The 26,735-nt window shown below is 40.4% G+C and carries 29 protein-coding genes, 1 pseudogene and 1 other annotated feature; of the genes and pseudogenes, 21 read left to right on the top strand and 9 right to left on the bottom strand.

Going from position 1 to position 26,735, the window contains the following annotated elements; all coding sequences use genetic code 11:
- The first annotated feature begins 16 nt into the window (after positions 1 to 16).
- From HZL42_RS08730 to HZL42_RS08720, 3 genes are all read left to right on the top strand, one after another.
- The gene (locus tag HZL42_RS08730; protein ID WP_219283285.1) at positions 17 to 289 is read left to right on the top strand and encodes a cupredoxin domain-containing protein; all 273 of its coding nucleotides are present in this window, start codon (positions 17 to 19) and stop codon (positions 287 to 289) included.
- Entirely contained in the window at positions 289 to 2,202 is a 1,914-nt protein-coding gene (locus HZL42_RS08725; protein WP_219283284.1) for a copper-translocating P-type ATPase, read from the top strand. Before HZL42_RS08730 ends, HZL42_RS08725 begins: the two co-directional genes overlap by 1 nt.
- 133 nt (positions 2,203 to 2,335) lie before the next feature.
- Complete coding sequence (locus HZL42_RS08720; RefSeq protein WP_219283283.1) at positions 2,336 to 3,103, top strand: hypothetical protein; 768 nt, start codon at positions 2,336 to 2,338, stop codon at positions 3,101 to 3,103.
- A gap of 40 nt (positions 3,104 to 3,143) precedes the next feature.
- Here HZL42_RS08720 and budA read toward each other — a convergent pair whose 3' ends face one another.
- The gene (gene budA / locus HZL42_RS08715; protein ID WP_219283282.1) at positions 3,144 to 3,863 is read right to left on the bottom strand and encodes an acetolactate decarboxylase; all 720 of its coding nucleotides are present in this window, start codon (positions 3,861 to 3,863) and stop codon (positions 3,144 to 3,146) included.
- Between the two features lie 104 nt (positions 3,864 to 3,967).
- Between budA and HZL42_RS08710 the strand changes: the two genes are divergently transcribed.
- Positions 3,968 to 4,543 (top strand): TetR/AcrR family transcriptional regulator, encoded by a 576-nt coding sequence (locus HZL42_RS08710; protein WP_219283281.1) that lies wholly within the window; start codon positions 3,968 to 3,970, stop codon positions 4,541 to 4,543.
- A gap of 38 nt (positions 4,544 to 4,581) precedes the next feature.
- Here the strand turns inward: HZL42_RS08710 and HZL42_RS08705 are convergent, their stop codons facing one another.
- On the bottom strand, positions 4,582 to 5,532 hold the full coding sequence (locus tag HZL42_RS08705) for an alpha/beta hydrolase (protein WP_219283280.1): 951 nt from the start codon (positions 5,530 to 5,532) through the stop codon (positions 4,582 to 4,584).
- A gap of 83 nt (positions 5,533 to 5,615) precedes the next feature.
- Here HZL42_RS08705 and HZL42_RS08700 point away from each other — a divergent pair, with 83 nt between their 5' ends.
- Positions 5,616 to 6,191, top strand: a complete 576-nt coding sequence (locus HZL42_RS08700; protein ID WP_219283279.1) for a TetR/AcrR family transcriptional regulator — start codon at positions 5,616 to 5,618, stop codon at positions 6,189 to 6,191.
- A 42-nt stretch (positions 6,192 to 6,233) separates the two neighbouring features.
- Here the strand turns inward: HZL42_RS08700 and HZL42_RS08695 are convergent, their stop codons facing one another.
- Positions 6,234 to 7,598: a glutamate--cysteine ligase gene (locus HZL42_RS08695; RefSeq protein ID WP_219283278.1), complete on the bottom strand. Its 1,365-nt coding sequence runs from the start codon at positions 7,596 to 7,598 to the stop codon at positions 6,234 to 6,236.
- 247 nt (positions 7,599 to 7,845) lie between these two features.
- Between HZL42_RS08695 and hisJ the strand changes: the two genes are divergently transcribed.
- From hisJ to HZL42_RS08625, 14 genes and pseudogenes are all read left to right on the top strand, one after another.
- A complete protein-coding gene (hisJ, locus tag HZL42_RS08690) occupies positions 7,846 to 8,697 on the top strand; it encodes a histidinol-phosphatase HisJ (RefSeq protein WP_255552625.1) in 852 nt (283 codons plus the stop codon).
- Positions 8,698 to 8,742: 45 nt separating this feature from the next.
- Positions 8,743 to 8,975, top strand: a binding site (T-box leader).
- Between the two features lie 65 nt (positions 8,976 to 9,040).
- Positions 9,041 to 10,192, top strand: coding sequence for an ATP phosphoribosyltransferase regulatory subunit (locus tag HZL42_RS08685; RefSeq protein ID WP_219283277.1), 1,152 nt, complete (start codon positions 9,041 to 9,043; stop codon positions 10,190 to 10,192).
- Complete coding sequence (hisG, locus tag HZL42_RS08680) at positions 10,186 to 10,830, top strand: ATP phosphoribosyltransferase (RefSeq protein ID WP_219283276.1); 645 nt, start codon at positions 10,186 to 10,188, stop codon at positions 10,828 to 10,830. Before HZL42_RS08685 ends, hisG begins: the two co-directional genes overlap by 7 nt.
- On the top strand, positions 10,817 to 12,103 hold the full coding sequence (gene hisD / locus HZL42_RS08675) for a histidinol dehydrogenase (RefSeq protein ID WP_219283275.1): 1,287 nt from the start codon (positions 10,817 to 10,819) through the stop codon (positions 12,101 to 12,103). The genes hisG and hisD overlap by 14 nt, the downstream gene beginning before the upstream one ends.
- Before the next feature lie 2 nt (positions 12,104 to 12,105).
- Positions 12,106 to 12,689 (top strand): annotated as a pseudogene (gene hisB, locus HZL42_RS08670) (imidazoleglycerol-phosphate dehydratase HisB).
- Positions 12,689 to 13,303, top strand: a complete 615-nt coding sequence (gene hisH, locus HZL42_RS08665) for an imidazole glycerol phosphate synthase subunit HisH (protein WP_219283274.1) — start codon at positions 12,689 to 12,691, stop codon at positions 13,301 to 13,303. Before hisB ends, hisH begins: the two are co-directional and overlap by 1 nt.
- Complete coding sequence (hisA, locus tag HZL42_RS08660; RefSeq protein WP_219283273.1) at positions 13,300 to 14,019, top strand: 1-(5-phosphoribosyl)-5-[(5-phosphoribosylamino)methylideneamino]imidazole-4-carboxamide isomerase; 720 nt, start codon at positions 13,300 to 13,302, stop codon at positions 14,017 to 14,019. Before hisH ends, hisA begins: the two co-directional genes overlap by 4 nt.
- Positions 14,013 to 14,774, top strand: coding sequence for an imidazole glycerol phosphate synthase subunit HisF (gene hisF / locus HZL42_RS08655; RefSeq protein ID WP_219283272.1), 762 nt, complete (start codon positions 14,013 to 14,015; stop codon positions 14,772 to 14,774). The genes hisA and hisF overlap by 7 nt, the downstream gene beginning before the upstream one ends.
- Positions 14,771 to 15,100, top strand: a complete 330-nt coding sequence (gene hisI / locus HZL42_RS08650) for a phosphoribosyl-AMP cyclohydrolase (protein ID WP_219283271.1) — start codon at positions 14,771 to 14,773, stop codon at positions 15,098 to 15,100. Before hisF ends, hisI begins: the two co-directional genes overlap by 4 nt.
- Before the next feature lie 5 nt (positions 15,101 to 15,105).
- A complete protein-coding gene (gene hisE / locus HZL42_RS08645) occupies positions 15,106 to 15,432 on the top strand; it encodes a phosphoribosyl-ATP diphosphatase (RefSeq protein WP_219283270.1) in 327 nt (108 codons plus the stop codon).
- 15 nt (positions 15,433 to 15,447) lie between these two features.
- Positions 15,448 to 16,521, top strand: a complete 1,074-nt coding sequence (gene hisC, locus HZL42_RS08640) for a histidinol-phosphate transaminase (RefSeq protein ID WP_219283269.1) — start codon at positions 15,448 to 15,450, stop codon at positions 16,519 to 16,521.
- A 244-nt stretch (positions 16,522 to 16,765) separates the two neighbouring features.
- Positions 16,766 to 18,154, top strand: a complete 1,389-nt coding sequence (locus HZL42_RS08635; protein ID WP_255552624.1) for an amino acid permease — start codon at positions 16,766 to 16,768, stop codon at positions 18,152 to 18,154.
- Between the two features lie 199 nt (positions 18,155 to 18,353).
- A complete protein-coding gene (locus tag HZL42_RS08630; RefSeq protein WP_219283268.1) occupies positions 18,354 to 18,833 on the top strand; it encodes a TetR/AcrR family transcriptional regulator in 480 nt (159 codons plus the stop codon).
- A gap of 56 nt (positions 18,834 to 18,889) precedes the next feature.
- Positions 18,890 to 19,762 (top strand): SDR family NAD(P)-dependent oxidoreductase, encoded by an 873-nt coding sequence (locus HZL42_RS08625; RefSeq protein ID WP_219283267.1) that lies wholly within the window; start codon positions 18,890 to 18,892, stop codon positions 19,760 to 19,762.
- A gap of 52 nt (positions 19,763 to 19,814) precedes the next feature.
- Here HZL42_RS08625 and HZL42_RS08620 read toward each other — a convergent pair whose 3' ends face one another.
- From HZL42_RS08620 to HZL42_RS08610, 3 genes are all read right to left on the bottom strand, one after another.
- On the bottom strand, positions 19,815 to 20,249 hold the full coding sequence (locus HZL42_RS08620) for a GNAT family N-acetyltransferase (protein WP_219283266.1): 435 nt from the start codon (positions 20,247 to 20,249) through the stop codon (positions 19,815 to 19,817).
- Entirely contained in the window at positions 20,246 to 20,419 is a 174-nt protein-coding gene (locus HZL42_RS08615) for a hypothetical protein (protein WP_219283265.1), read from the bottom strand. The genes HZL42_RS08620 and HZL42_RS08615 overlap by 4 nt, the downstream gene beginning before the upstream one ends.
- Before the next feature lie 162 nt (positions 20,420 to 20,581).
- Entirely contained in the window at positions 20,582 to 21,220 is a 639-nt protein-coding gene (locus HZL42_RS08610; RefSeq protein ID WP_219283263.1) for a VTT domain-containing protein, read from the bottom strand.
- A 352-nt stretch (positions 21,221 to 21,572) separates the two neighbouring features.
- Between HZL42_RS08610 and HZL42_RS08605 the strand changes: the two genes are divergently transcribed.
- A complete protein-coding gene (locus HZL42_RS08605) occupies positions 21,573 to 23,255 on the top strand; it encodes an IS1182 family transposase (protein WP_219283261.1) in 1,683 nt (560 codons plus the stop codon).
- 26 nt (positions 23,256 to 23,281) lie between these two features.
- On the opposite strand, the gene HZL42_RS08600 is transcribed toward HZL42_RS08605, so the two are convergent.
- From HZL42_RS08600 to HZL42_RS08590, 3 genes are read right to left on the bottom strand one after another with little or no spacing between them, the layout of a single operon-like run.
- Positions 23,282 to 24,148, bottom strand: a complete 867-nt coding sequence (locus tag HZL42_RS08600) for a PhzF family phenazine biosynthesis protein (protein ID WP_219283259.1) — start codon at positions 24,146 to 24,148, stop codon at positions 23,282 to 23,284.
- A 22-nt stretch (positions 24,149 to 24,170) separates the two neighbouring features.
- Positions 24,171 to 24,500 (bottom strand): branched-chain amino acid transporter permease, encoded by a 330-nt coding sequence (locus HZL42_RS08595; RefSeq protein WP_219283257.1) that lies wholly within the window; start codon positions 24,498 to 24,500, stop codon positions 24,171 to 24,173.
- A complete protein-coding gene (locus HZL42_RS08590; protein WP_255552623.1) occupies positions 24,497 to 25,180 on the bottom strand; it encodes an AzlC family ABC transporter permease in 684 nt (227 codons plus the stop codon). Before HZL42_RS08590 ends, HZL42_RS08595 begins: the two co-directional genes overlap by 4 nt.
- 108 nt (positions 25,181 to 25,288) lie before the next feature.
- On the opposite strand from HZL42_RS08590, the gene HZL42_RS08585 reads away from it, so the two are divergent.
- Positions 25,289 to 26,689 carry a PLP-dependent aminotransferase family protein gene (locus tag HZL42_RS08585; RefSeq protein ID WP_219283255.1) on the top strand — a complete coding sequence of 467 codons (1,401 nt, stop codon included), beginning with the start codon at positions 25,289 to 25,291 and terminating at the stop codon, positions 26,687 to 26,689.
- Positions 26,690 to 26,735 lie beyond the last annotated feature (46 nt).

Here is a 26,735-nt window from a genome sequence, read left to right as displayed (position 1 = left end):
TATGGAGGAATTTGATATGAGTGAAAAAGAACAAGTTGTAACCGTTACTGTTGATGGTGGATATGAACCCAACGTGGTTAATTTTAAACAGGGGGTTCCCGCTAAAATTAACTTTGTTAGACGCAGTGACCAGGGTTGTTTGGGAACGGTCCAATCCGCTGACTTAGGATTCAAGAGTGAGCTACCATTGGGAGAAGTAAAAACGTTCGATGTTAATACTAGCCAATCCGGTGAATTTGACTTTAGCTGTGGAATGGACATGGTTCATGGAAAGGTAGTGGTTCAGTAATGACAATTACACGGCGCTTTTGGATTTCATTGGCGTTGTCGTTTCCAATGCTATTACAAATGGGATTGATGCCACTGACTGGGTGGATGTTGCCGGGGGGCGATTGGACGGCCCTTACGTTGACGACGATTATAATGGTTATTTCAGCACGCCCCTTTTTACAGAGTGCAATTGCATCCTTTAAAAAGCACCACTCCAATATGGATACCCTGGTGGCAATTGGAACCACCACTGCCTATGGGTTTAGCATTTATGCAATGGCTAACCAGCAACCAGTGTTTTTTGAAACGGCGGCTTTTGTTACCACCTTCATTCTTTTGGGCCAGGTGTTAGAAACTAAAATGCGCCGGGGGGCTTCCAGTGCAATTGAGAAATTACTGGGATTGCAAGCGAAACAAGCGAACGTTTTGCGAAATGGGCACTTTCAATTATTGCCGGTTGCAGATATTGTAGTTGGTGACACGATTAAAGTGAAACCCGGTGCTAAGATTGCGGTGGACGGAATCGTGGTGAAGGGAAGTTCTTCAATTGATGAATCCATGGTAACTGGCGAAAGCATTCCCGTTGAAAAGCACGCGGGGGATTACGTGATTGGAGCAACGATTAATGGCTCCTCCACACTAGAGTACCAGGCGCACCGGGTTGGCAATGACACCATGTTAGCTCAAATTGTAGAATTGGTTAAGCGGGCTCAGAATAGTCATGCTCCAATTCAAAACCTGACCGATCGGGTAGCTGATATTTTCGTCCCAGTCGTTTTGATCTTAGCCATTTTAACCTTCTTGATTTGGTACGTTTTCCTAGGAGTTTCCGTTGCGCATGCACTGGTGTTTGCGGTTTCAGTGGTGGTAATTGCCTGTCCATGTGCCCTCGGGTTAGCGACGCCAACTGCGTTAATGGTTGGCACTGGTCGTGGGGCTAAAATGGGGATTCTAATCAAAAATGGTGAAGTGTTAGAGGCTGTTGATGGAATCGAAACGGTGGTATTTGATAAAACCGGCACGATTACGGAAGGAACGCCCCGTGTCGTCCAAGTTGTAGGCAATAAGTCGAAGGTAATTCAAATTGCCGCTAGTCTGGAAGCTGATTCTGAACATCCGCTAGCTAGTGCAATTGGTAAGGAAGCTGCCGACCGGTCAATTGCACTGCTGCCGGTGCAAAACTTTCGCACCCAAAGTGGGGTCGGAGTGACCGGACAAGTAAGTGGCGCAGCATTTAGCGTTGGTAAAATTGGCGATTTAAAGATTAGTTCAGCCTTTCAGGTAAATGCCAAGGCGATGCAAGCTGATGCACAGACCGTTGTTTACGTTGGGAATCAGGAACGAGTAATCGGATTGATCGGGATTCAAGACGCTCCCAAGCCAACTTCGCAAGCAGCAATCGCTGATTTAAGGGCGCAGGGACTGAAAACGGTGATGCTAACCGGTGATAATCAACAGGTGGCGGATGCAATTGCTAGTCAGGTGGGCATCGATACCGTAATCGCAAACGTTCTACCAGACCAAAAAGCTGATTACGTAAGTCGGATTCAACGCTCCCAGCGGGTTGTTTTCGTCGGGGATGGGATCAACGATGCGCCGGCACTGTCAACTGCTACCGTAGGGATTGCGATGGGATCTGGAACCGACATTGCAATTGAAGCTGGTGGGATTGTGTTAATGCGTAATGACCTTAGGGATGTTAGTCGGGCGCTAACGCTAAGTCGGAAGACGTTTCGGCGAATCAAACTGAACCTCTTTTGGGCGTTTGTTTATAACGTGGTTGGCATTCCAGTTGCAGCCGGATTGTTTTACTTTATCGGCCTAACGTTAAGTCCAGAAATTGCCGGCTTGGCGATGGCATTGAGTTCGGTTTCAGTTGTTGCTAGTTCATTATTACTTAATTCCACTAAAATTACGCCAGCGCTAGGTTAATAACTAAATTAACAAAAGACCTCTACATTGATCAGAATGATAAATGCGGGGGTCTTTTTGATGTTATAAATTGTTTAATGGCTCAAATTCGGTTAGAATAATGGCACATTCTAATAAAGGTGGTAGTAAGATTATGACTAGTGTGACTAACCGGGTGAAAAGCGTTCCCCAACCACGGGGCGGCTACTTAAGTTCTAAATTGTTTGTGAAACAACAATTAGATTCCAAACGGGAGTTGGTTGACGAACCCAACATGAGAGGGGGCAGTGCCCTGGGCATTACCGTGGACTACTTTTCACGGTTTATGTTGGGGGAAAATCCCCGCCAGGCCTGGCAAATTTCGCTTGCCGGAGCAGAAATGATTGACCAATCTGAAACTGCGGATAAGCTATTGGCTCAAATTACCGGGTTGAACGACCAGTCACTGCAAGCAGCGTACCGCCTAGCTGGTTTTGACGTGGTTAGACGGAGCGGTCTAGCACATTTTCAAAATGTAATGGGGCCTGATTTTGAGTTATCAACGGCTGATTTGACCAACCTAACGATTTTAGTGGAACGGGTAATGGCCTTTTTTGACCAGTTTGGAAAGCCAATTCATTCGGGAATGGTGTTTGCGGGTGGTTATACCAACGTAATTAGCACTGGGGACGCTGATTTTATGGCTAGTGAAACCCTATGGGATTTAAAAGTGGTGAAGAGTAACGTCTTGAATAAAAACAATAAGTTACAAATTCTAGTTTATTATTTAATGGGGTTACACTCAATTGACGAAGCTGATTACCTTCAATTAGATTCGATTGGCTTTTTTAACCCACGTGAAAACGCCGTCTATCGTTGTAAAATTAGCACCATTCCAGATGAAGTAATTGATGAGGTAACCACCAAGGTAATTGGATACTAAAAAAAACGAGCACCCAGGCTCGTTTTAATCGTGCTTAATTTTATGACTCCCGTTCGGCTTGGTTAATTGCGGATTCAATGTCATCCTTTGAAAAATCATGGTTAAGGTATTCATCATTATCATTTGGCAATTCTAGGGTTAAGCTTTGGAATGATTGGATTCCGAGGTCACCCTTGAATCCGGTAAAGTTCATCAGGTGTCCACCAATTCTTTGATTGTCAGAGATAAAGTGTGAATGAAAGCCACCTACCGCAATTTTACTGAATATATCTGGATAGTAATATGAAATTAGGGTTCCAGAAATATGGTTGGCTTCAAATCGCTTTTCGGATTTAGCCGTTTCCACTAGTGATGGATAGGGTTTACTTTGTTTAAAAACAGATCTAACTTTTACTGATTCGAACTGGCCATGCAGTTTAACCGAGAATAAGATATTTTTGAACCTGTGGGTTGTAAAAACAGCATTACCTAATGATTGATAGTTATTAATATTAGTATTATGGGTAATGGAGTAATCGGCAAAGTGGGCATTGGCGAATGGGACCGTGAAATTATTATCGAGGGTCTTAACCATTCCATCACCCTGAATTAAAAAGGGAGTCCCGTTGTTAATGATTAATTCGCCATCTAGACCCTCACCACTTCCAATGCCGGTGTCACCATGCGCTAGTAAATCATTAATTTTTAGTGTGCCGTTGAATATCCCGGGAACGATTAATGCTCCGGTTCCATGTTGAAAAAGTGTATTTTGATTTCCCATGTTAAAAACCTCCTAAGTTATTGTCATCTAATATATTAGTCCTCAGAAACTAATATAAAATAAACAATATTAGGAAAGTGTTCAATTTTAAGGGGGGTGGTTAGATGGCTACTAAGCGAACTCAGACAATTAATAAAATTATTGATGCGACCATTAAACTATCTCAAGCGAACGGCTTTAATCGAATCACCGTTAGCCAAATTATAAGGGAAGTCGGCATTAACCGTGGAACTTTCTATCGGTATTTTAGGGATAAGAATGATATTTTTGATACGATTGAAAACCAAATTCTGGATCAAATTACTGAATATCAAGAACAACTAATTAATCTGGATATTCATTCCATTCGGAATCAACTAATTTCGGGGGCCTTTATTAACCAAATTGTGAACCTTTTTGACACGCACCGAGCAGTTTTGATTTTACTACTTAGTGATAATGGTGATATTAATTTTAGCAATAAACTAGAGCGATTTTTTACTAAGATGAACCAAAAAACAATTGCGAAGTTAAATTTTACCGTTAGTGATAAACAAAAACACATTATTACGGTGTTCTTGACTGGGGCCGTGCTAAGTTTACTGAAGTTACACCTTTTATCTCCAGCAAAATATACCGAAGCCGATATTTCAAAAGCTAGTTATGAGTTAATCCGGGATAACTTAATCCATAAACTATAAGAAATGGGGGTGGTTTTTAGACCATCCCCATTCTCTAATTATTTAACATATCGATTTAAAAATTGCTTTACGGTTTTTTCATAGAGCTGCTTACGATGCTGATATGAATCCGCATGGGTGGCGCCCTTCACAATGAGTAGTTGCTTGGGTCCCTTACTGGCATCATAGAGTGGCTTTACCATTTTAGTGGGCACGAAATGATCATCGCTACCGTGAATGAAGAGCGTCGGCCGGTGATTTTTTGCAACTTGCTTGAGTGCATTCCCATCTCCATAGAAAAACCCGTTTTTAACTTTATTGATCAAACTGACCATTGGCTCGATTGGATAAAATGGAATGGTTGGCATGTGGTAGAGCTGTTTTGCTTCATACCTTAACTCGTTAGTAATACTATCATACCCACAATCCTCAATAAACGCCTTAACTTGATGGGGGACGTCCTGTTCACCACTGGTCATTATCGTGGTGGCACCACCCATGCTCACCCCGAACATGATGAGCTTAGTGTTGGTTCCATTGTGGGCAATTACCTTATGCATCCACTTAATGTAGTCCCTTCGATCCGGCCATCCGTAACCAACGTAGTCCCCCTGACTATCACCTTGCCCCCGGTCATCTGGGATTAAAACGTTGTAACCTAGGCGGTGGAAGAGGGCGGCATACACCCCCATTTGATCTTTATTACCCATGTAACCATGGGCGATAATCGCTGTCCGGTTGGTTTTCTGGGCTGCTTGAATGTAGTATGCATCCAGCTTTAAATTTCCGGAGGCGGAAGTTTCGTACCACCGTTGTTTTTTGGCCTTTAGGAACCACTGTTGGTTACTATATAGAGGGTTATTACGGGTAATCTTATCATTGGATAAAAACGACTTATGATTTGGGACCGATACCACGGTGTACAAATAGGCACTAGCTGCGCACAGGGCCACCAGAATAACGCCGACAATACTGGCAATGGTAATCATAATTTTTCTTTTTGCAGACATTAAATAACAGCTTTCTTTAATTTTTAATTTTAATTTTAGCACACATCAAATATCGTTACATAAATTTAAAGGAGATTGACCCAATGAAAATTACGGGACATGAGGATTTACGGGTTCAAAGAACAATAAAGAATATTCAAACTGCGTTTAAACAACTAATTTGTGAAAAACGGTTTGAGCAAATCACCGTTAAAGAGTTATCCGAACGCGCCCAAATTAACAAAAAGACGTTTTATCGTTACTACCAGACGCTTTCTGACCTGCTGGCAGAAATTCAGGTTCAGTATTCAAGTGGGTATCTATCGATCACAAAGGGGCTACGCTACCCGCGGGACTTGGCTAAGAGTATTCAAACCTTCTTTGAATATTCAACAAGTCAGGATCGAGCTTACGAGCTGATTACAGTTAGCGCTAGTCAATCATACATGAACATCCGCCAGTCAATGATTGATGATGTAATGAATCAGACGTGGGGAAGTGATCCTGAATTTAAATTGCTTTCGAAATGGCAACAACAAATGGTCATTTCATTTGTTCAGCAGACGGGGTTAAACGTTTATTGCCAGTGGGTGTTGGACGGAAAACCAGTCCCAATTAGTGCGGCGATTGATACGGCAATCGACTTAGTTCACGGCGGGGTAAATCAATTTTTAAAATAACCAAAAAGCGTAAGTTGGGCAATCCAACTTACGCTTCTATGATTAAGATTTAAACGAGTCCCTAAAGAGATACTTTTTAAGATCGTCTGCGGAAGGTTGCTTAGTAGTGTCAAAACCATCAAATGGTCTTAGTGCTACCAACGCACTTTCCTGATATTTTTTACCAACTTCAACAGCATAGTCGACTAATGAACCATTTTTCATCTTACCTAGTAGTTGGGCACTCGGGGTTAGTTCAGGATAACGGATTCTCATTTCCATTTCTTGAATTACTTCCGTATATTCAGGACCAGCTTGGAGTTGATCTACAAAGAGTTTCAAACGGTTAATGAATGAGATCGCTTGGACTTGGTGTGCAAAGTGGGTTGGTTCCTCACTCGCAACTTCGTCGTTTAACTGATTAGCATGATCCAATGCTTCGTTAACTGAAGACTGTTTCAACGGTGGATTCATGATAAAGTAACTAGCTAACAGTCGCATAAATCGAATGGTGTTAGTCTTGATTCCGATGGCACTGGTTGGATCAAGATCCAACATTCGTAACTCTAGATATTGAATTCCGGTATTCTTCAAGTCATCTAAGTCTTTACCACCGCGGAAACGGATTGGCCCTTGACCTTCTGAAGCGCGAATCAATAGCTTCTTCTTAACAGCATCATGAATTGATTTGATATATTTATCAATACTAGTGTAGTCCACCAGGAACTTAGCACCGTATCCATACCGATGACTTTGTCTAAGACTTCTAATTGGGTGGTTAGGACCCTTATCTTCATCGTAATAGTTTTTTTCAGCAATGGGACTAGCGCCGAATAAGTATGTAATTAACCATCTGTATCTTACAAAACCTTGCCCTAAACGCATATATAGGTAATCCTTGACCTCTTGATCTGTTTTGAACGTATCGCTCATTTGAGATTGAATCAATTTGATAACGTGGTCATGGATACTTAAATTAATGTGAGCGCCACATGGGAGGGCTTCTGCCATCCCGTGGTGCAACTTAACCCAATTCACTAGAAAATCACGTTTTTCAGTGGTGGAATCGTTTAATAAATCAAAGTCGCTGCTCTTATCCTTTGGCATGATCGGTGGCATGGATAGTGGCCATAAGATTTCACCCGGGGCTAACGCATTCCGCAAGGCATTGTTGATGCGATATAAATAGTGCATTGCATCTAATGGACTGTTTGCTGGTGGGGTAACCACCTCAGACATTGCGACTAGAAAGTCCTCTGTAATCCATGGATTACTATGGGCATCTCCAATTGTATCTGGATAGGGCTCGGTACTTAAATGACCGGTTTCATCGGCACGGTCCATTTCAATTTCTAATCCCATTCGGAAATCAGAAGTTCTGGCAACCGCTTCATTTTCAAAAATAACATTACCAATTTTACTAAACATAGGCATTCCTCCTCGTTAGATTGCACAAAATGCTTTGATTAAAATTCAGTTAGATTATTATAATATTTTTATTTTAATATGTAAAGATAAATTTAGATATCAAATTATAATTTATAGTCTTATAATTACTAATTAAATTTATTTGATTATAAGTCTTTTATAAATATATGTAAAGTTCAGTTTAAAATAAGTTAATTTACTTTAATTCAATTAACTAGTATTATTAAATCAAATTGGAGGGATGCTAATGATAAAAGTTGATGGACACACTCACACCGAACTATGCCCTCACGGAAGCGGTGACGACACCCGTAAGATGATTGAACGGTCAATTGAGCTTGGCTTTGATGAGTATCACATTACGGAGCACGCACCAATGCCTGATGATTTTGCCAATGCGTTTGCGGGTTTTGAAGAAAACATCGATACTGAAGGTATAAAAAAATCGCAGATTGATGAGTACTTAAAGTTAGCTACGAGTCTCCAAACTGAATATCAAAATCAAATTAAAATTAGTGTCGGTTTTGAAATTGAATACCTCAGTGGGTTTGAGGATGAGACCCAAAAATTCCTTGAGGAATATGAACCGGCAACTCAAAATAATATTTTATCAGTTCACTACTTAAGGGATCGTGATGGTAAATATTGGGGAATTGATTACTCACCAGCTGAATTAGCTAACGGCTTTCGCTTTGACATTAAGGACCCTCAAAAGCTATACCAAAGATATTTACAGACCGTTTTAGCCAGTGCTAGTTTTAACTGGGAACACCAAAAGCCACTTGAACTAGGGCATATTAGTTTGATCAAAAAATATCAGGATTATTTTCACTTGCCAGAGTTATTTGATGCCGATAATTTAAAAATAATTGATCAAATTATTAATAAAATGAAGCGCAATCACCTTAGCTTAGATTTCAATTCAGCCGGGCTGTATAAAAAATTTTGCAATGATTTTTACCCCGGTGATCAAATCATCAAGCGGGCTGTAAAAAACGGGATTCCAGTGGTTTTTGGCTCTGACGCTCATAGTATTGATGAAGTTGGGCATGGCTGGCACCTGATGAATAATTTATTAAAAGGGTTGACATGTGATTAAGATTAGAATATGATTGCATCAACATCATTGAAATATAATTTAAATCTAATGGTAATGAATCGGAGAGTAATGTTTGAGCACTTTTGAGAGAGTCCCGCTGAAGTTGTGAAGGGATGGGTAATCATTCATGAACCACACCGAAGAACCGATTAACTGAAAAATAAGTAGGCTAGTCCGGGACCACTCGTTAACAGGGTTGAAGAACTATTCTTCAACATGAGGGATACTTCGTGAGAAGTACCTAAAATGAGGTGGAACCACGCGCAGGCGTCCTCTTTGTCCTTTTTGGACAGGGAGGACGCCTTTTTTGTTTAATTCAATGATGTGAGAGGAGGAACCCCAGATGGACCAGATTAAATTACCCACTGGATTAAGGGATGAATTTGGTGAAGTTGCTGAACGAAAGGATATTGTTAGTGCTTGGATTTTAGAATTATTTAGAAACCAGGGCTACACCAGAATTAACACCCCAATCGTAGAGCAACGCGACCTATTCAATGATTTTACAAGTGCCAATCCGCCGTACAGGGTGTTTGACCCTGCCGGAGACGACTTAGTCTTACGACCGGATCTAACGCTACCAATTGCTAGGTTCTTATCGAACACGAACCTATCGTTACCACGGAAACTATATTACTTAGGAACTAAATTTGAAATCTCTCCGGAACTATCCGGAGGTCAAAATCAACAAACCCAGTTAGGAATCGAATTAATTGGTTATTCAACTATTAAAGCAGAAATGGAGGAGGTGATCATTATGCATCAATTAAACAAGCATTTTCTACAAAATAAACTAACAATTGAAATTGGGCATGCTAAGTTGGTGGACCAAATCTTGGATTCACTCCATATTAGTCCCCAACTACATGAACAATTGGCAGAAGCACTATACCATAAGAATTTTCCAGCTTACAAAGCACTATTGGAAAAAGTTGGTGCATGTGATGAACTTCCGTTTCTTAAAAAGTGGCCCCGGTTATTTGGAACCATTGCTGAAATCAATCAAATATTGAAATCAGTCCAGGTTCCCAAATCCGCACAGCCGTTGATTAAAGAACTAATTACAATTTCTAGTTTTGCAAGTAGTTTTACTGATCAGCAGGTAATTATTGATTTAAGCAGTGCGGTCCCCCAAAAATACTATACTGGGATTATTTTTAAAGGATATACAGCTCGTTCAAGTACTTATGTTATTAGTGGCGGTCGTTACGACAAGCTACTGGCTAACTTAAATGCAAAAACCGAACCGGCCGTTGGATTAGGAATTAACATCGATGCATTAGCAGCAATCACAGATGTTGAACCACTAACTCAGCGACCGGTTTTTGTGTACGCAAAATTAGCAGAAATGAGTGAAATTGCACCAATTATTGAAGCTAATTCGAACTATTCATTGGCGCTTGCGGATAGCCAATCCGAAGCGAAAGCACAGGCAGATGCAGCAGGAGCAACGTTAAAGGTTTGGAAACCAGGAGAGGGGTTAATTGAATGCTGAAGATTGCATTAACTAAGGGCCGAGTAGAAGAGAAGTTGATTCCACTACTAGAGGCGTGTGGGATTGATTGTACTCCGTTAGTGAACAAGGAGCGCAAGCTAATCATCACGCTAGCTGACCAGTACCAATTCATATTGGTAAAGGGCGACGACGTCTGTACCTACCTGAGAACGGGGACGGCTGATTTAGGAGTGGTTGGCAGCGACGTTTTAGCTGAACAATCCAACCTGAGTCAAGTTGATGAATTATTGGATTTAGGCACCGGTCGTTGTCAATTCATCGTAGCCGCAAAGCGGGATTTTGATTGGAATCAATCCCACCGCAAGGTAATTGGGACCAAGTATCCTGAGGTGGCCCGCCGTTACTTTGACGGTAAGGGCGAAGACGTTGAAATTATTAAAATTGCTGGTTCGGTTGAATTAGCACCATTAACCGGGCTAGCGGATGCAATTGTTGATCTAACGGAAACTGGCACCACCCTACGAGTTAACCACCTGGTGGTCCATGATTGGTTAGACGTAATTACCAGCCGCTTGGTTGCCAACCCGGTAGCCTTAAAGCAAAAACGAAATGAAATTTTTAAACTAGTTGATAAATTGAGTGCAGTAATAGGAGCGAATGAATATGAAAATATATAGAGAATCACTACCAGCCATGAAAAAAATTGTTGAAAACTATACCAGCCAAACGGTCGATTTAAAGATTGAACAGACGGTGAACGAAATTATTCAAAACGTTGCCCAAAACGGTGACGACGCCTTACGGGACTACGAACGCAAGTTTGATAACGTGAACCTAGCGGACTTTTCGATTCCAGATTTTCAATTAGAACAAGCGTTATCTAACATTGATGACGATCTAAGGGCCGCTTTGGAGCTGGCTAAACGTAACATCACCAGCTTTCACAAACAGGAAATTGAAAATAGTTTTGTTGACGTTAGCACTCCCGGAATCATGAGGGGGGAAAAGATTACCCCGATCGAAAGTGTTGGATTATACGTTCCAGGTGGGACCGCTGCTTATCCCTCAACCATTATGATGTGTGGAATTCCCGCTAAACTAGCGGGGGTTAAAAGAGTGGTAATGGTTACCCCACCACAACCCAACGGGGTTAACCCAGCGGTGTTAGCTGCAGCCAAGCTTGCAGGGGTGGATGAAGTCTACCAAGTTGGTGGCGCCCAAGCAATTGCTGCCTTGGCGTATGGGACCGAAAGCATCCAACCAGTTGATAAGATTATGGGACCCGGAAACATCTTTGTTGCAACCGCTAAGAAACAGGTCTTTGGGAAGGTGGCAATCGACATGGTTGCCGGACCCTCAGAAATTGGAATCTTAGCTGATGACACCGCCGATGCTGCAGAAGTGGCAGCTGATTTATTATCCCAAGCGGAACACGATAAGCGGGCACGACCAATGTTAATTACCGATAGTGAACAGTTAGCGGAGGCGGTATCAAAAGCCGTTGATCAACAATTAGGAACCCTTCCCCGGAGGGAAATTGCTTCTGCATCGGTTGAAGAACGGGGATTCATTGCGGTGATGAAGGACGTTAGCGACATGTTTGAATTAATGAACACGGTGGCGCCAGAACACTTGGAAGTGCAACTTAAGAACCCCACTCAATACCTCGGGTTGATTAAAAATGCTGGCTCAGTATTCTTAGGCCGCTATGCTAGTGAACCCCTTGGTGATTACGTTGCCGGACCTAATCACGTATTACCAACCGGTGGGACGGCGCGGTTTGCGTCTCCACTAGGTGTGTATGACTTTGTTAAGCGAACGCAATTTATTCAATTTGATAAGCCTAGTTTGCAAGCCGACGTAGCAGCGATTACTAAGTTAGCCCGGACGGAAGGGTTGGAAGCCCACGCCAGAGCCGTTGAAGCTAGATTTAATGGAAAGGATGAATAAAGATGCGAAGTGCGAAAGTTGCTAGAAAAACCAATGAGACCGATATTTTAGTGGAATTGAATCTGGATGAACAAACTGGCATTGATATTAATACGGGGGTCGGCTTCTTTGACCACATGTTAGAACTATTTGCTAAACACGGCCGGTTTGGGTTAACAGTGAAGGTGAATGGTGATCTCAACGTTGATTCCCACCACTCCGTTGAAGACGCTGGGATTGCAATCGGCGAGTGCCTAAAAGAAGCATTAGGGGATAAGATGCAAATCGAGCGGTATGGAGATGCCTTCGTACCAATGGATGAGACGTTGGCACAGGTGGTGGTCGACTTAAGCGGCCGCGCCTACCTAGTCTTCGATGCCGAATTAGATAATCCACGGCTGGGGACCTTTGAGACGGAAGTGACTGAGGACTTCTTTCAAGCGTTGGCGTTCAACGGTTTAATGAACCTCCATGCGCGGGTTCTCTATGGAAGAAATACCACCACAAGATTGAAGCGTTGTTTAAGGCAACGGGGCGGGCATTACGCAAGGCGGTTACGATTAATCCTGAAATTAAGGGAGTTAACTCTACGAAGGGGGTCATTTAATGATTTCGATTATTGATTACAATGCTGGGAACGTTTACAACGTTTTGAAGGCCTGTCAACGAGTGGGGGTCGACGCTCAGTTAACTGCTGATCCTGAGCAAATCAAGAACTCATCTGCGGTCCTATTTCCCGGCGTGGGGGCGTTCAAGGATGCAATGGATACGCTAGCAGACCGCGGATTAGTATCGGTAATTCAAGAAACCGTTAATCAGGGGACGCCCTTCTTGGGAATCTGTTTGGGAATGCAGATGCTATTTGATTCCTCAACTGAATTTGGCAACACCAAGGGATTAGGGTTAATTCCCGGACGCATTGAAAAGATTCCGGATGATAACGGGCAGCGAATCGTTCCCCAAGCAGGTTGGAACGAAAATCAACTAATGAATCAGCAGACGGTGTTTAAGGGCATTCAAAATCAATATACTTATTTCACCCACTCATACTACGCAGTATGCAATCCGCAATACATTGTTTCTAGTGTTGACTATGGATTACAAATTCCAGCGATTGTAAATCGGGATAATATCTACGGATTCCAATTCCATCCTGAAAAAAGTGGTCAAGTCGGCTTATATTTATTGAAAACGTTTTTTGAACAGGTGGTGGCGAAATGATTTATCCAGCGATTGATTTAAAATCAGGCAATAGTATTCGCCTCTATCAGGGCGATTATGACCAGTCAACGTTAATAAATGCGGATCCACTTGATCAAGCGCGCTCAATATCTGCTTCTGGAATTAACGCCCTTCACGTTGTTGATCTAGACGGTGCCAAGGATGGCCAACCGGTTAATGCTGAGTTAGTAACCAAAATTGCGGAAATTATTAACGGAACCACCGAAATTGGGGGTGGCATTAGGACCGAAGCAACGATCGAATCGTACCTAACCGGTGGGGTGCAAAGGGTGATTCTGGGTTCGGTGGCGCTTAAAGATCCAGAATTCACCACTGCCATGCTAACCAAATATGGCAGTGACCGCATCACGATTGGGATTGATGGTTTGAACGGGCTGGTTGCAACTGATGGTTGGTTGAACCAGTCTTCAGTCAAAATGGCTGAATTGATTAATGCAATGGCTGCTGCCGGAGCGAATCGCTTTATCGTCACGGATACCGCGACCGATGGCACCCTTGCTGGTCCTAATTTTAAGTTGTTAGGCGGCTTGCACCAGCAATTTCCAGATTTAACAATCGTTGCGTCAGGCGGCGTACGAGACGTGGCAGACGTGTTAAAACTGCAATCGCTTGGGTTGAATGATGTAATTGTCGGGAAGGCACTAGCAGCAAAGCAGCTGACCTTAAAACAGGTGGCGGAGGTGAACCAATGTTAGCAAAACGAATTATTCCATGTCTAGATATTGCCAACGGACGGGTCAAAAAGGGAGTTAATTTTGTTAACCTTCAAGACGTCGGTGATCCAGTTGAAATTGCGGCGGTCTACGAGCAACAAGGAGCGGATGAACTGGTGTTCTTGGACATTACCGCAACGAATGAGCACCGCAAAACGATGGCCGACGTAGTTGAACAGGTTTCCCAACAGGTCTTTATGCCACTAACCGTTGGTGGGGGCATTAGTTCATTGGCTGATATGGACCGCCTTTTACATGCCGGAGCGGACAAGGTTGCAATCAATTCAGCAGCAATTGCTAACCCCGCTTTGATTACCGCTGGTGCCAAGCGGTTTGGCAGTCAAGCAATTGTGGTCGCAATTGACGTTAAATGGGATGCGCCTAGCAAACAGTTTTTGGTTTATACCCATGGTGGAACCAAGAATACGGGAATTAACGCGCTTAAATGGGCGCAACAAGCGGTTGCAAATGGCGCTGGGGAACTATTAGTAACCAGCATGGATCGTGATGGAACTAAGCAGGGATTTGATACCCAACTATACACTGAATTAGGTAAGTTAGTGACGGTGCCAATCATTGCTTCAGGCGGGGCTGGCAAAACCGCGGACTTTATCACCCTGTTTCAAAATCCATCCGTTACCGGAGCGTTGGCCGCCTCTATTTTTCACTACCGAGAACTATCGATTCCAGATGTTAAACGTTCGTTACAGGCAAATGGAGTGGTGGTGAGACGATGAAACCTAATTTTGATAAGCAAACCGGGTTGTTAACCACCGTGGTGGTGGATGCTAATACCGGCCAAGTATTGATGGTGGCTTGGATGAATGCTGATAGTTACCAACGCACGCTTGCAAGTGGTGAAACTTGGTTTTGGTCGCGATCTAGAAAAGAATTGTGGCATAAGGGTGCCACCAGTGGCAATACACAACGGGTGGTTAACATGACCCTAGATTGTGATGCAGATACATTATTAGTGACGGTGGTGCCCAACGGACCAGCATGCCACACCGGAAAACAAAGTTGCTTTTTTAATCCAGTTAAAATGAATCCAAAAAAGGGGTAATTAATATGGCTAAACAAACACTAGAAGAACTATATGAAATGGTTAAACAACGGAAAGCAGAACCAGTGAAGGGGTCTTATACCGACTATTTATTCACCAAGGGAATGGACAAGATTTTGAAAAAGGTGGGTGAAGAGACCACCGAAGTAATTGTAGCTGCTAAAAATAATGATCCAAAGGAACTGCAATATGAAACTGCCGACATGCTATACCACTTAATGGTATTACTAGTGGAATCAGGCGTCTCCTTTAATCAAATCAAATCTGAATTGGGTTCACGAGTTGGCAAAATGAGCCAATACAAGGACCGGGCGCCAATCGAAAAGCTATAGAAGGGGTTGTTGATAATGAAAAATACGGTCAAAGAATTAGCGAGCTACGTTCCCCCGGTTCCAGAAAGTCAACTTAAGGCAAAGTACGGGTTAAAACAGGTCGTTCGACTTTCGGCTAATGAAAATCCATACGGGACTTCTCCGGCGGTCGCAAAAGCGGTGATCGAAGCGGTTCCAAAGGTCCAAAATTACTATCCTGATAGCAACTGTACGGCACTCCGCAATTTAATTGCAAAGCGGCTCTCAGTGCCCGCTGCAAACATTGTTTTTGGGTGTGGGCTAGACGAAATCATTGCCATGGTTTCACGGGTGTTTTTAACCCCTGGGGATGAAGTGCTAGTTTCTGAACCAACATTCTCAGAATACCAGTTAAACGCCGAATTAGAAGGTGCCAATGTCAAAATGATTCCCGTTAATGACCAGGGGCAAAATGATCTGCCCGCATTCTTGGAACAGATTAATGAAAACGTGAACTTAATTTGGCTCTGTAACCCCAATAACCCCACCGGTGGGCTAAATTCGCTAGCTGCAATTCAGGACTTTTTAGATCAAGTCCCTGAGGATATTTTGGTTATTATTGACGAAGCATACATTGAATACGCAGAAGCGAACGAGGCGGTTTCTGCAGTGCCGTTGCTAAGCAAATACGATAACGTTGCCATTATGCGGACTTTTTCAAAGGCCTATGGATTGGCTAGTTATCGGGTTGGATACATTATAATGGATTCGAACCGGGCGAAATATATGCAGTCAGTCAGACTGCCATATAACTTAAATACGCTCTCACAAGTAGCAGCGATTGCTGCATTGAATGATTCTAAATTTGTAGAGCAGACTGTTGAACGGAATCAAGTTGAGCGGGAAAAGTGGGTGCAATTTTTAAGTCAAATTAATTTTAAATTTTATCCCAGCGCGGCTAATTTTATCTACTTTAAAGTTCCTGATGCTGAATTAATTACCAGTGTTTTAATGCAAAATGGTTACCAAGTTCGTTCAGGCCAACAGCCGAATTGGATTCGGGTCACAATTGGCAAACCAGTTGATAATCAGGTGATTCAAAATCTAATTAAATCCACATTTAAGTGTTAACACTTATAACATGAATAAATACGTTCTTTTAATGCATAAATAACCTTTTTAATCGTACAATTCCGAATAAAAAATGTTTTTTTGGAAAAAAAGTTTTGCATTTGCAAAAAAGTATGCTAAAATAAATTAAAATTAAATGAGAAACAACTAATTTATTTTTAATTAATTACAATGTGATTAGAACCATGTAAATTCTTATTACATTAAGCTGCTAACGCAAGATTAAAAAAGGGAAGTGTTAATTATGGCGAACTCAAATATTAAGGAAAATCCAGATGGAACCTACCGTTCATTAAGCAACCGTCATGTTCAAATGATCGCGATTGGTGGAACGATCGGGACTGGTTTGTTTTTAGGGTCAGGGAGTACGATTTCTAAAACGGGACCATCCATCCTGATTGTATATTTAATTCTAGGGCTGTTCTTCTTCTTGATGATGCGGGCCATTGGTGAAATGTTTTACTCGGATCCATCCCACCACACGTTTGTTTCATTTATTTCTAAGTACCTGGGCCCAGCGGCGGGGCGGTTTACAGGATGGACCTATTGGATTGGCCTGGTCTTTGTTTGTATGGCTGAAGTAACCGCCGTTGCAACCTATGTCCAGTTCTGGTTCCCTAATATTCCAGCCTGGATTATTGAAATCGTCTTCTTAGTAGTCCTTTGTGGCTTGAACTTAGTTGCAGCTCGGCTGTTCGGTGAAACTGAATTCTGGTTTGCAATGATTAAGATTATCGCAATCTTAGCATTGATCGCTACGGGGGTCTTCATGATCTTTAAACAAAGTCCCACTCCATTAGGACACGCATCAGTAGCTAATATTACTAAGGACTACACATTATTCCCACACGGTTCATTTAACTTCATTTCTGCCTTCCCGATGGTATTCTTCGCATTCCAAGGAATTGAATTCGTAAGTATTACAATTGGTGAATCTAAGAACCCGCGTCACGTTATTAAGAAGGCCGTTAACGAAACACTACTTAGAATCTTACTATTCTACATTGGAGCATTGGTTGTAATCATGGGAATCATTCCATGGACTTCACTTTCACCAGATAAGAGTCCATTTGTTCAAGTGTTTGAACTAGCTGGCATCCCAGCTGCCGCAGCAGTAATCAACTTTGTTGTTTTAACTTCTGCCGCTTCAGCATTAAATAGTTGTATCTTCTCCGCTGGTCGTCACTTCTATCAATTAGCTACCGAAGCTAAGGAAGGCGGCTTCATGAAAGAAAAGTTTGGTAAAATTTCTAAATCTGGAGTTCCAGCTGCGTCAATCGTTCTATCAGCAGGATTAGCATTGATTACTCCGTTAATGAGTTTGAGTGCTGCGACTGGATCAGTGTTTACCATCGTAACTGGGGCTTCCAGTGATATGTACATTCTAGTATACGCATTAACGATGCTTGCTCACCGTAAGTACCGTCAATCAAGCGACTACCTTGAAAATGGATTTAAGATGCCACTATACAACATCACTAGTCCACTAACGATTTTATTCTTCCTGGTTATCTTCATTAGCCTATTCTTCATTCCTGATGATATTGTCGGAGCCGTTGCCGCAATTGTATGGGCAGTTGGTTTTGGAGGATACGTATTGATTAGTCAAAGAAGATTAGAAGCAAGGTCATAATTAATCTATTGAATAACTTAAAAACTTTATTCCTTTTTATTGATGGGAATAAAGTTTTTTTATTGAAATTTTTAATTAGTTATTGATAATAAGTGACTAATCAGTTATTATTGAATTCATGAGAAAACCAGATAATGAAAAAATTAATGCAATTAAGCGGTCTGTTATTGATTCATGTAAATATTATGGATTGATGGATATGACGACTGCAAAAATCGCTAAAAACGCTAATGTAAGTCCTGCTACGATTTATATTCACTATAGGGATAAAACCGATTTAATTAGCCGTGTATATGAGGAGGTTAAGGCTAGTATTCAAAGCGGGTTATCAGAAGTGATTAACGATCAAGATTCAATTGATGAACAGGTAGAGGCACTTTTAAAGTTTATTGTTCGGGGATTTTATAAGCATCCTGATGAATATAATTTTATTAAGGTGGTTTGGAACAACCAAGAACTACTTGATGACCATGCAATTAAGTTTGAAACGGAGTTAAATAAGACCCTTAGTAAGCTATTTAAACGAATTAACGATGATGATGAATATGTGACGGTTTCACAGCCAGTTTTTGATATTTTTTTCTCAGTTCCAACTTTAATTTTAGATCGAGACGCTAAGATTGAACAGAATCAAATTGATACCATTATTGGCATGGTAAAAAAAGCGATTAAAAAGTAATTGGATTTATTTTTTAATCATAAAAAACTAACTAGTCACTTATTAAAGGAGAAATAATGAACAAAATAATTTTAATTACAGGTGCTACTGATGGAATCGGTAAAGAAACAGCCTTAGAGTTAGCTAGAATGGGCAATCAAATTATTATCCATGGTCGAAATGAGCAAAAAGCTAGAAATACCGTTGCTGAATTAAAAAAGCGTACAAATAATCCGCAAATTAGTTATTTAATTGCTGACCTATTCTCATTGCAATCAGTAATGAAATTAGCAGATCTGTTTAAAGCTAGCTTTGATCATTTGGACGTTCTAATTAATAATGCAGGGGCGGTTTTAGATGATAATAGGAGCCAAACAGAAAATGGGATTGAAGCCACAATGCAATTAAATGTAATATCACCCTTATTATTAAGTGAATTACTAATGCCAAGGCTAAGGAGTAGTAATGATGGGCGGATTATTAACATGTCTTCTGGAACTGCTATAATTGCTAAGCCTAGAATGAATGATCTGAATATGGACAGGATTAATTCAGGACAGACACGCTATGGAATTAGCAAGTTATTTGTGATTTGGAACACTCAACACATGGCAAAACGCTTAAAAGATGAAGGGATTAATAACGTTTCGGTAAATGTTTCTCATCCTGGTTCAGTTGCAACTAATTTTGGTCAGGATAGTAATAATGGTTTTATTAATAACTTAATTTATAAGGTTGCTTTAAAATCACATTTAATGGCAGCCCCTAGCAGTGGTGCTGCTACCAATGTATATTTAGCTACATCAAATGATGTTAAGGGATTTTCAGGTAAATTTTTTAACAATAAATGCAAGATGATTAAAGCGCCAACTCGTTATTATAATATAGAGAACGAAGAAAAATTATGGAATTACTGTTTTAATAAGATTAAACCATTTTTAAACCGTTAGAATCAAAAACTATCCGAACCGACTAGTGTAAATGCATTTTTTAATTTTGTAATTAATGATTTAGCCAACTCATTTGACACTTAGACTCATTAGTATTTTCATCAACGGTTTGCTGTTTAATTACAAATCCATTTTGCTCAGAGAATAAAATGGCGCTGGGGTTCTTTAGGTATACTGACAAAATCAGCATCGCGTGATTATCCTTAGCGGCGTTGACAAGTTGAGTCCCAATTCCTTGATGTCTGAATGGACTGGTAACGAAGATTCCCCAAATGGAATGATCAACTAAGCCTAAAAAGGCGCTGATTTGTTGATCATTTATAGCTACATAAATTTCGGCTGTTGATAATAATTTTTTGACGGCGGAGTAGTTATTCATCCAGTAGTAATTCGGGATAAATTGATGGGCTTCTAGATTACCAGTTAACCAGATTGCCATGATTCGTTTTAGTTGTTGGTCTGATGGATGCGTTAACTTAGTAATCATTTTTCCCGCTGCTTTCGCTTCCAGCCGTTAGTGATGTTTATCAATGCTAATAATAATAGTGCCACTAAAATCAACCAGTTGGGGGCTAGTGCAAAACTGAACAGGCTGCATAATAAAAGACTGATTCCAAAGATGATTTGGCCATTTGCAGAAAACATTCGATTATTCATTGTTAATATCACTCCATTTTTGAGATTAAACTTATTTTAATTGATGGGGATTAGAATCGCAAAGGGTCGTTAATAAATTAAATTAACGTATATGATAGCGTTTCAGCACAAAAAAACGGTAATCAAATTGTCCATCCAATTGATTACCGTTTTAAATTAATTCTATTTACTTACTTTACTGCGGACCAGTCCGATTACCGCTGGTAATAGAGAAACCACAATGATTCCTAGCACGACTGCTGAGAAGTGTTCTTGAATGAATGGGATATTACCAAAGAAGTAGCCAGCTCCACAACACAGGAGCACCCATGCGAATCCAGAGGTAACGTTATAGAAGATAAACTTCTTATAGTTCATCTTTCCAGTAGCTGCAATAAACGGAACCAGCGTTCTTAAGATTGGAATGAACCGGGCTAAGAAGACGGCTGCTGCACCATGCTTATCAAAAAATTCACGGGTGCTCTTGAGGTGGGCGGGTTTAATTACTTTTTGCACCAAACGATGTTCCAGTAATTTTAAGCCTACCTTTTCACCGACCCAGAAATTAATCGAGTCACCGACAATTGCGGCAATTAAGAATAGGGCAATGAATATCCAGATGTTAAGTGAATAACTAGCGTTAGCGGATAACGCCGCTGCAGCAAATAGCAGGGAGTCACCCGGTAGAAATGGCATGATGACGGCACCAGTTTCTAGCAAAATAATGATAAACAGGATTAGGTAAGTCCAGTTACCGAATGTATTAACAATATTGATGATATGTTGATCAATATTTAATATAAAGTCGATTAAATTTCCCAAATTAATTCTCCTCGCAAAATTAGTAATTTTATTTTAGCAGAATTGGAATTAACGATACTTAGTTTGACTTTTAATTTATGAAAAAATAAATAAATGGACTGAAAATATAGTCTTGAAATGAAGGACTGGTATTAATTATAGCTATCCGATAGATAAAGTTAACTATAATGTTGCTGAGTTAATTATGATTAAAGAGTTCAAAAAGGAACTGTGACATAAGTCCCAAAAAATAAACAGGCAACGATAAGAAATTTTTTCTTATCGTTGCCTATTTTTATGTATAATAATAGAAAAGAACGTTGGGTCGCACCCCAACGTTCTTCAAATCATTCCCCGAAAGGAACAACACAACATGACTAATTATAACATAAATCAAATGAATTTAAGTATCTCTACCGATTGGAAACCACAAAAAAATAGTCCAGCTATTTTAATCAACCAAGTAGTTGAAAAATTAGAAATCAATGATCCATACATAACCGGTCGGCCTCGTGAATATGACCTGCGGTCGTTACTTAAGCTAATCTTATTTGCTTATACCAAGGGAATCTTTAGTAGTCGCAGAATCAATGAACTTGCAGAAGATAGTCTATCTGCTCGATGGCTGACTCAAGAACAAGCTCCATCATACCGCACGATTTGTCGGTTTAGAATTTCAGATGATGCTGAAAAACTAATTCAACAAAGTATCATCAACCTAAATCAATACCTAAGAACCAACAATTATATTGATGAAATTACCTTTATTGATGGCACTAAAATTCTAGCTGACGCTAATAAATATTCCTTTGTGTGGCTTAAAAATACCATTCGTTTCGATAAAATGAACCGCGCTGCAATTATTGATATTTTAGCTGAAATGAAACATGCCAGGTTGCAACGACAGATTCCGAAAGGAAGCGATATTAATTTAGAAATGCTTGATGAAATCATCATCAGACTGGAAAACCAATTAACTGAATTAAATACCCAAATTAAAAATGAAAAACCAATTTCACCAAATCCTAAAAAGCGAAAACGAAGAAAAATAAAGGCCCTTAAAAATCACTTAAAACAGAGAAGAGCCAAAATGGCTAATTATGATAAACAGAATCAAATTTTTAAACAACGGAATAGTTATTCTAAAACCGATCATGACGCCACTTTTATGCGTTGTAAAGAAGACCCAATGCGCAATGGCCAATTGAAACCGGCTTATAATCTACAAATTGCAACCAGTAATCAATTCGTTACCGGATTTGGTATCTATCAAAATCCAACTGATACTAGAACGTTGTCGTCATTTCTAGAGCAACAAAGTACCGATGGTACTTTAGGTAAATACATTGTGGCTGATGCTGGCTATGGTTCAGAAAATAACTATCGTTTTATTGAAGATAATCTACCTAACCACATCGCCATCATTCCTTATTCGACCATGTTAAGAGAACAAAGTCGAAAATGGCGTAGTGATGATCGAAAAGTAATGAATTGGGAATATCATGAACAAGATGATTATTATATTGATCCAAATGGAGTGCGTTTTAACTTTAATGCGTATCGAAAACGAACCGATAAATATGGCTTGACCAGAGATTTCAAAGAATACAAAGCTGAAGTGAAAAATCAAAATTGGAACTTCGTTTCAAAAGCATTAACTAAAAGGGGCCATCTTAGACGAATCAATGTTAATCCAGCTTGGGAATATTATAAAGCTAAACAACGTAAGTTGCTTTCAGAATCAGAAACTAGTTCAATCTATGCACGAAGAAAAATAGATGTCGAATCGGTTTTTGGACACTTGAAAGGTTATTTGAAGTTCACTCGATTTTCAGTTCGAGGCATTAGTAAAGTCAAAAGAGAGGCTGGAATCGTATTAATGGCAATGAACATCAGAAAATTAGCTTCATTAGTGGCTAATTTTCTTTTATTAAATGTAAAAATGGTTCTTGTTGGAAGAAATTATTATTTCTTCCAACAAGAACCATTTATTTTAAGGAGTTATGTCACAGCCCCTTTTGCATCTGAACTTACTATGAGTATGAATTTCGCTTAATGATTGTTCCGGAAATAATTTTTCAACTATGGCCTTTTAATTTGACCTTCAATACATACAACTGCATTTCCACCAACCAAGATTGGTTGACCATCAGTAATTCTAACTTTAACCTTTCCGTTCCGACCTAGGCACTGGCCCTGACCAGCGGTGTATTGGTCGCCATCAACCAAATGCTCAGCTTTTACCAACGCTGCTACACACCCATTTCCACTTCCACAGACCGGATCCTCATCGGCTCCCTCAGCAGGGGCAAAGGAACGGACTTCAAATTTAACATCACTACCGGCGCTGGTTGCTCCAAAGATGGTTACCCCACTCACTCCTGGTTCTGAAAGCTCTGCCAGGAGCTTCATATCGGGACTAGTCGTCACTACTTGGTGGGCATCCTTAACTTGAATTGTGTACCAAACCGCACCAACATCCACTTTTTCACTAATTTTAAAGTCAGTAACTGGAATGTCTAAAGCAGCACTAATTAATTGATTCTTTTCGGCACTGAGGACGGTTCTTTCCGGTTCTGGAAGCGTAAACGAGAGCTCCTCACCATGCTTATAAATTTTAACGAGTCCCTTTTTACATTCTTGAACTAAGAACCCATCATGCTTAGGTTTTAACCCCCCTTGTAAAACAGCATGGGCAGAGCCAATCGTGGGGTGCCCAGCAAATGGTAATTCGTTGTTAGGGGTGAAAATTCGGAGTTGATAGTCGGCTTCCGGATCGGTGGGCTGGCATACAAAAGTGGTTTCCGATAGGTGAATCCAGTTGGCAATTTGATGCATCTGTTGATCAGTTAATCCATCACCGTTCATTACCACCGCGACTGGATTCCCTTGATATGGAACGTTCGTGAAAACGTCTACTTCTTTAAAATCAACTTGTTTATTCGTCATGCTAATAACCTCCAATTAAGATCTAAAAATGGACAAAATTAAGTAACAAAATGTATGAAGCGGTTCCTGCTAAAATTGATAGCATCATATTTTGCTTCCAAAAGTGAATTCCCAGTGTAATTGTACCGGCGATGATGCCCCAAAGGGTCTCACGGTTAATGGTTAAAATTTGATCCTTATAACAATACACCACCAGAATTCCTAAAATGGCTGGTGGTAAATAGTCGCCAAGGTACTTTACGAAGCGGGGAGTGGGCTTATGTTCCGGGAAAACAAAAAACGGGACGAACCGAGTGGCCATGGTAGTCACCGAAGCAATGGCAATTGTAATGATTTGTTCAGTTAGGGTCATTTTGCCACCTCCCGATGATATCTAATTCTTAAAATGATAACCATTAAAATTAGGCTGACTAATAGGAACCATTGGGTCCCAACGACAAACAAAGTAATGAACGTTAGAAGCAGTCCGGTAATGGTACTGAAATGGCTCTTTTCATTTATAAATTGATTAGCGAATAAAACTAAGAAGAGTGCGGTCATCACGAAGTCTAATCCCGGGAGCTTGATGGTGATTAATCCGCCGAGAACGCCACCTAAAAACGCACCTGAAACCCAATAGGCATAGTCTAGTAGTGTCACGTAGAACATAAACTCCTTATGATCGATATTACTTGGAACCTTAGTTGAGTAATTAATCGCAAAGGTTTCATCACACATTCCAAACACCATGAAAATTTGTTTTCTACCGGTTCCACGATACTTGCTCAGCATTGAAATCGCATAGAACAGGTGACGAGAGTTAATGATGAACGTTAAGAAGAAAACGAGCCAGGGGTTGAACTTACCTAATAATAGATTTGCAATCACAAATTCTACGGATCCCCCAAATATAGTTGCCGCCATTAGGGTTGGGTATAGGAAATTAAAACCACTTTGATGCATGTAAATTCCATATGTAGCACCTAAAAAGATGAATCCAGCCATGATTGGAATCGTCTTTTGAAACGCAAACTTAAATGTTTGACTTTTCAAAGCAATCACATCCTTATTTACTAATTATATTCGATTATAAGAACAATTATGAGTACAATCAATGATATAATTGTACTCATTACAATTATATTGAAAGGGTGAAAAAGCATGCCAATTAATATTTTTACTGACTACCCATTAAGTTGGCGGCCCGACCGTTCCAGATTAAAGCGCCCCTACTACCAATCGCTGGTGGAACAAATGAAGGGCGCAATTGAATCTGGTCACTTGTTACCGGATACCAAGTTACCGCCCCAACGAGAACTAGCAGATTTTTTGGATATTGGATTTGCAACGGTAACGAGGGCGTATAAGCTAAGTCAGCAACGGGGCTTGACCTACGGAGTGGTTGGGAGGGGGACCTACGTTGCTAAGAACTTGAAGTTTATGCAAACCATCTCTAGAAATAACGCGCATAACATCAGAGAATTAGGCTTTAATGCCTCCTTTGAAGCCAATAACTATCTTATTAGATCAACGGTGGAAGAGGTTAGTAGTCAAACTAACTTAGTTGAGCTATTGAATTATGATGAACCGATTGGGTTAGCGAAACACCGGTTAATTGCCAGTCGGTATATGGATCAAATTGGGATGACGATGAATAAGGAAAACACAATGATCGTTTCCGGTGGTCAAAATGCATTGTCAATTATCTTGTTAAGCCTCTTTAATAGTGGTGATAAAATCGCGGTCGATAAGTTTACTTACGCTAATTTTATTGAACTAGCACGGCTGCGGGGAATTGAACTGATTCCAATCAATGATGATAGTGAAGGGATGAGTGCAGTTGATTTGGAACAACAGTGTCGGCTTAAAAATATCAAAGGAATTTACTTAATGCCTGACTACGGGAACCCCACCACCATTACCATTTCCGAACAGCGCAGGCAACTACTGGCCCAGTTGATTCAACGTTATAAATTAATTTTAATTGAGGATGACTATTTAAACTTTTTAAATCTATATCGGCAAACGCCACTTACTAAAATGAGTAATTTAGTGCCAGAGCAAAGTATTTACGTATGCAGCATGTCGAAATCACTTATTTCGGGACTACGGGTGGGGTTCATTAGAACGGCCAACCAGTTTAGGCATTCAATTGAAAATGCAATTTTTAACGTGAATGTGAAAACATCTGCTTTAGATGCAGCAATCGTAACGAGAGCGTTACAAAACGGTGTTGCTAGTAAAATTATGCAACAAAAGTTAAACGCAGTTACAAAAGTGAATGCAATTTTTGATCAGATATTCGATAATCAACCAACTGTGAACGACTACCATTTCTTTCGGGCGGTGCCGGTCAATTCCCAATTTTCTGGGAATCAGATTGAACAAACCTTGTTGCAAAATGGCATTCGTGTGTTTCATTCTGATAAATTTTTAGTTGGTTCGGCAGATCGAACAGCATTTTTGCGGGTGTCGTTAACGTCGCTGGATAATGGGGATGAGCTAGCGGATACGCTTATTGATTTAAAAGCGATTTTAATTCAAAATCAGTTTTTAATTTAAATTATAAATTGACATTTAAAAATTTTAATGTAATATATAAATTACA

The sequence above is a fragment of the Lactobacillus sp. Sy-1 genome (assembly GCF_019303535.1).
Classification (GTDB): Bacteria; Bacillota; Bacilli; order Lactobacillales; family Lactobacillaceae; genus Nicoliella.
Note: the sequence above shows the minus strand (reverse complement) of the source record. Positions and strands in the feature narration are given on the sequence as shown.

Excerpts from the sequence above, each read along its gene's own strand:
- HZL42_RS08730 (WP_219283285.1), top strand. The coding sequence starts at position 17 with ATGAGTGAAAAAGAACAAGTTGTAACCGTTACTGTTGATGGTGGATAT.
- HZL42_RS08725 (WP_219283284.1), top strand. The coding sequence starts at position 289 with ATGACAATTACACGGCGCTTTTGGATTTCATTGGCGTTGTCGTTTCCA.
- HZL42_RS08720 (WP_219283283.1), top strand. The coding sequence starts at position 2,336 with ATGACTAGTGTGACTAACCGGGTGAAAAGCGTTCCCCAACCACGGGGC.
- budA (WP_219283282.1), bottom strand. The coding sequence starts at position 3,863 with ATGGGAAATCAAAATACACTTTTTCAACATGGAACCGGAGCATTAATC.
- HZL42_RS08710 (WP_219283281.1), top strand. The coding sequence starts at position 3,968 with ATGGCTACTAAGCGAACTCAGACAATTAATAAAATTATTGATGCGACC.
- HZL42_RS08705 (WP_219283280.1), bottom strand. The coding sequence starts at position 5,532 with ATGTCTGCAAAAAGAAAAATTATGATTACCATTGCCAGTATTGTCGGC.
- HZL42_RS08700 (WP_219283279.1), top strand. The coding sequence starts at position 5,616 with ATGAAAATTACGGGACATGAGGATTTACGGGTTCAAAGAACAATAAAG.
- HZL42_RS08695 (WP_219283278.1), bottom strand. The coding sequence starts at position 7,598 with ATGTTTAGTAAAATTGGTAATGTTATTTTTGAAAATGAAGCGGTTGCC.
- hisJ (WP_255552625.1), top strand. The coding sequence starts at position 7,846 with ATGATAAAAGTTGATGGACACACTCACACCGAACTATGCCCTCACGGA.
- HZL42_RS08685 (WP_219283277.1), top strand. The coding sequence starts at position 9,041 with ATGGACCAGATTAAATTACCCACTGGATTAAGGGATGAATTTGGTGAA.
- hisG (WP_219283276.1), top strand. The coding sequence starts at position 10,186 with ATGCTGAAGATTGCATTAACTAAGGGCCGAGTAGAAGAGAAGTTGATT.
- hisD (WP_219283275.1), top strand. The coding sequence starts at position 10,817 with ATGAAAATATATAGAGAATCACTACCAGCCATGAAAAAAATTGTTGAA.
- hisH (WP_219283274.1), top strand. The coding sequence starts at position 12,689 with ATGATTTCGATTATTGATTACAATGCTGGGAACGTTTACAACGTTTTG.
- hisA (WP_219283273.1), top strand. The coding sequence starts at position 13,300 with ATGATTTATCCAGCGATTGATTTAAAATCAGGCAATAGTATTCGCCTC.
- hisF (WP_219283272.1), top strand. The coding sequence starts at position 14,013 with ATGTTAGCAAAACGAATTATTCCATGTCTAGATATTGCCAACGGACGG.
- hisI (WP_219283271.1), top strand. The coding sequence starts at position 14,771 with ATGAAACCTAATTTTGATAAGCAAACCGGGTTGTTAACCACCGTGGTG.
- hisE (WP_219283270.1), top strand. The coding sequence starts at position 15,106 with ATGGCTAAACAAACACTAGAAGAACTATATGAAATGGTTAAACAACGG.
- hisC (WP_219283269.1), top strand. The coding sequence starts at position 15,448 with ATGAAAAATACGGTCAAAGAATTAGCGAGCTACGTTCCCCCGGTTCCA.
- HZL42_RS08635 (WP_255552624.1), top strand. The coding sequence starts at position 16,766 with ATGGCGAACTCAAATATTAAGGAAAATCCAGATGGAACCTACCGTTCA.
- HZL42_RS08630 (WP_219283268.1), top strand. The coding sequence starts at position 18,354 with ATGACGACTGCAAAAATCGCTAAAAACGCTAATGTAAGTCCTGCTACG.
- HZL42_RS08625 (WP_219283267.1), top strand. The coding sequence starts at position 18,890 with ATGAACAAAATAATTTTAATTACAGGTGCTACTGATGGAATCGGTAAA.
- HZL42_RS08620 (WP_219283266.1), bottom strand. The coding sequence starts at position 20,249 with ATGATTACTAAGTTAACGCATCCATCAGACCAACAACTAAAACGAATC.
- HZL42_RS08615 (WP_219283265.1), bottom strand. The coding sequence starts at position 20,419 with ATGAATAATCGAATGTTTTCTGCAAATGGCCAAATCATCTTTGGAATC.
- HZL42_RS08605 (WP_219283261.1), top strand. The coding sequence starts at position 21,573 with ATGACTAATTATAACATAAATCAAATGAATTTAAGTATCTCTACCGAT.
- HZL42_RS08600 (WP_219283259.1), bottom strand. The coding sequence starts at position 24,148 with ATGACGAATAAACAAGTTGATTTTAAAGAAGTAGACGTTTTCACGAAC.
- HZL42_RS08595 (WP_219283257.1), bottom strand. The coding sequence starts at position 24,500 with ATGACCCTAACTGAACAAATCATTACAATTGCCATTGCTTCGGTGACT.
- HZL42_RS08585 (WP_219283255.1), top strand. The coding sequence starts at position 25,289 with ATGCCAATTAATATTTTTACTGACTACCCATTAAGTTGGCGGCCCGAC.